Source organism: Caballeronia sp. LZ008 (assembly GCF_031451435.1).
In the GTDB taxonomy this organism is placed as follows: Bacteria; Pseudomonadota; Gammaproteobacteria; order Burkholderiales; family Burkholderiaceae; genus Caballeronia; species Caballeronia zhejiangensis.
In genome coordinates this window covers 155,482-158,929 of sequence record NZ_JARUXK010000003.1, presented here as the reverse complement: position 1 = coordinate 158,929, position 3,448 = coordinate 155,482, and the positions used below count along the sequence as shown (strand labels likewise).

The 3,448-nt window shown below is 58.8% G+C and carries 1 protein-coding gene and 1 pseudogene; both read right to left on the bottom strand.

The genetic code is table 11. From position 1 onward, the window contains the following. Positions 1-137: 137 nt before the first annotated feature. Positions 138-2,027, bottom strand: coding sequence for a peptide transporter (locus tag QCE49_RS19840; RefSeq protein ID WP_250460158.1), 1,890 nt, complete (start codon positions 2,025-2,027; stop codon positions 138-140). A gap of 293 nt (positions 2,028-2,320) precedes the next feature. Further along, positions 2,321-3,448, bottom strand: a pseudogene (locus QCE49_RS19835) (hypothetical protein); the annotation flags it as partial.

The window sequence follows — 3,448 nt, the reverse complement described above, 5'->3', positions numbered from 1 at the left end:
CAAGCATCGCACCGAGAAGTTAACAGTCCGGCGCTCCGTTTACAACCACTTCTCGCTCCACAAACAAAAATGCCGTTCAGCGCTAACTGAACGGCATTACGGCGCGAGGCCGGGCTTTTCGAAGAACGCTTGCTTGCTTACGCGGGCACCGCGTCCTGTTGCTTTTCTTTCGTGCTCTTGCCGCTCTTCGCGACGGCCGGAAGCTGCTCTTGCCACAACGCCTGGATTCGTTCGCCCAGGATGTGAGGCCGGCCCTCGAAAATGAGCTTTTCGATCGCCTGCGGACCGGCGAGAGTGCGCGCGAGTTCTTCGCGTTCCTCGCGGTTGTCGATCAGACGAAGCGCCGCGGTCTTGTATTCGTCGATGGATTTCGCGGTCATCCACTCGGGGAATCCGAGGCGGCGGAACATACCTTCATCGATGTGTTCATGCACTTCGCGCCCCGTCTTGTTCACGCCGACGAGGCCCGCCCACACCGTATCGACGATGCCGTTCGTGTTGCCGAACGGGAACGGGTTCAGGAACATGTCGCACTGATTGATGACCTTCATGTAATCCGCATAGCCCTGTTGCTTGTGGACGATCGCGTTGTCACCCAGGACGCGTTTGACGTGATTGCGCACTTGCGGATACACCACGCCCGTCGCCTGCCCCACCAGGAAGTGAAACTTCACCGGCACCGACGCCTGTTTTGCGATCTCGGCAAGCGTCTGGAAGAAGCGCGGATTGAGCTTGATCGACGTTGCGGCGATCGCGATGCGTACCGGTCCGTCGCGCTTTTCCTTCGGCGGGAGCTTGAGTTCCAGCAGATTGACCGGCGCGCGATACGGCATGCCATCCGACGGCAATTTGAGCAGTTTCTCGCTGAAACACGCTTCATCGCCGACATAGTCTTCTTCCACGACGACGTAATCCATCGCATGACCATGCGTTGTTGCGGGATGGCCCAACGCCATCAGTTGCAGCGGCGCGACGCGCAGACAGGCGAGCGCCATCGTGATGGGGAACATGCCGACGCTCGGCATGTACATCGCCTGAGCCTGACGCTCTTCGCTGACCTCGCGAACATGACGCACCTGATCCCACAGCGAACCGCTCTTGATCTCGACGAACTCATGGAATACGGCTTTGCCCGCCTCATCAACACGGCTGCTATAACCCATGCCGACGAGATGGAATTTGTCGCGCATCGCGACCATGGTCTGCGAGTGCGTACGGTAAATCGAATGGTTCTTCGAGAACCACTCCAGCACGACCAGCAGCACGGGCTTGCCGTCCTTCACCGGCGCGGCCTTGCGCGTGACGTCCTCGATGCCCAGCTCCGCATATTTGCGACGGATGAGCGTATTGATGGGCTTCTTGATGTCGTGCTTGCCCGGCAGATCGGCGTAGCTGCAATGCATGTACATGGAATGCAGGATGCCCATCGGCAGGTCATCGATACTGTTGATCTGGTCCAGTTTTTCGGGGAGCCAGCGCAGGATCTCTTCGCGCTTGCGGTGCGCCGCGGGCGTTCCCAGAAAGCGCGAGGACAGCAGGACCACGGCCAGACCGGCCGTCAGCACCTTGTCGTGGTCCCACAGCTTCTGCCAGTCCAGACTGACTTCGGAGTCCGGCATGTAGAACAACTGGAACTTCGCCAGCGTGTCGTTGCGCGGCTGTACCGAGTTTCGTGCCTCTTCCGCGACACCGAGTGAACGCAGAATGTGGTCGGCGTTGCGGAAAGGCGTGGCCGAGAAGATGCCCGCGAGCCAGCGTTGATGAACCAGCAGACGCTTGATTCCCGATTCCGAAAATTTGAAACCCGGATCTGTAACCAATGCGGTGATTGCCGTAACGATGCGGGTCAGCAAATGTTCATCCGACATGCCACGCGCTTCGGCGGACTGGAGCCAGTCCTCGACGTTCCTGAGCGCGCCATAGTTCTGGTCGGCGATAGCAAGAAGCTTGAGCAGTTCGCGATAAGCAAGCTCGCGCTCGCGGCGGTAACAGAGATACTCGAATTTGTTGATGCTGAACTTGCTCATTGCTTTCGTCCCTAAAAATTCCAGATGAATGCGCAAACAGAGACAGTCTGAGCAGACTTCGCCGGTGATCGACATGGCCTGACGCGCGTCTCGGATCGAATAGAAGAAGTTCTAAAAGCGACGGCACGCCTCAAAAGCGCAGAAATGCGGTGTTTCGGCGAATAAAAAAAAAGCCCGGCGCGAAGGCCGGGCTCGGTACTGCGTTACTGCTTGGCGGGACGCCTTATGTCGTAGCGTCCTTCGCCGTGCTCAGGCTTGACTGCGGGCATTGCACCCGCAGCTCGACCCTTGGATCAAGCGCCTGCCGCGGGAGCGGCTTTCGCCTGGGCGAGGCCCTGCTTCATCCAGCCGTGCGACTTCACGACGTACGGCTTGCCGTTCATCACACCGCTCTCGGTATAGAAGTACTCATGCGTCTGCATGTTGACCGAAAGGTCAGCCTTCATTTGCGAGGCGCCGTCTTCGAACGCGAAGTGCTTCGCACCGTCTGCACCGTCACGGAAGTTCATGTGACGGGTCATCGAACCCTGACGCGTCTTCAGCTTGACCTCAGCGGAGTCGGTCGTCAGATCGACGGACGCTTCCTCGAACTGTGCATCGGCCCAGAACTCGGCGTCACCGGACTCCAATTCCAGAGGCTGAGCCTTGTCCAGATACATGTGCATCGAGTGCTCGTACATGACATAGCCCAGACCGCCGGCCAACGCCACACCTGCCACCGCACCAGCGATCGCGCCGCCCGAAGAACCCGAGCTGCCACCGGCACTGACGGTACCGTTGTCGCTGGTGTTGCCACCGTTGTCGTCGGTGCCGCCGCCGCCGTTATCGATCACCGTGCCGTTGTCGTCATTACCGCTACCACCATTGTCATCGGTGTTACCGCCGCCGTTGTCCAACGGATAGTGGATGACGACGTCGTTGTTGGTGACGTTCACGGCACTGTTGTCGTCCGCGTGGATGTCGCCATTGATGATCACGCCCTCGCCGGTGTTCGAATGACCGTCGATGTTCGCGGTGCTATTGCCGTTGGTGTTGATGTCACCGTTGATGATCACGCCGTCGCCGGTGTTCGAGTCACCGTTGATGTCCGTCGTGCTGTTGTTGTCCGTGTTCACGTCGCCGTCGATCACGACACCGTTGCCCGTGTTCGACTCACCGTCAATGTTCAGCGAGCTGTCATTGTTGGTGTTCGTGTCACCGTTGATGATGACGCCGTCGCCGGTGTTCGAGTCACCGTTGATGTCCGTCGAGCTGTTGTTGTCCGTGTTCACGTCGCCGTTGATCACGACACCGTTGCCCGTGTTCGAATCACCGTCAATGTTCAGCGAGCTGTCATTGTTGGTGTTCGTGTCGCCGTTGATGATCACGCCGTCGCCGGAGTTCGAATCACCATTGATGTCCGTCGAGCTGTTGTTGTCCGT

Coding starts and splice junctions, on each gene's coding strand:
- QCE49_RS19840 (WP_250460158.1), bottom strand. CDS start 2,027: ATGAGCAAGTTCAGCATCAACAAATTCGAGTATCTCTGTTACCGCCGC.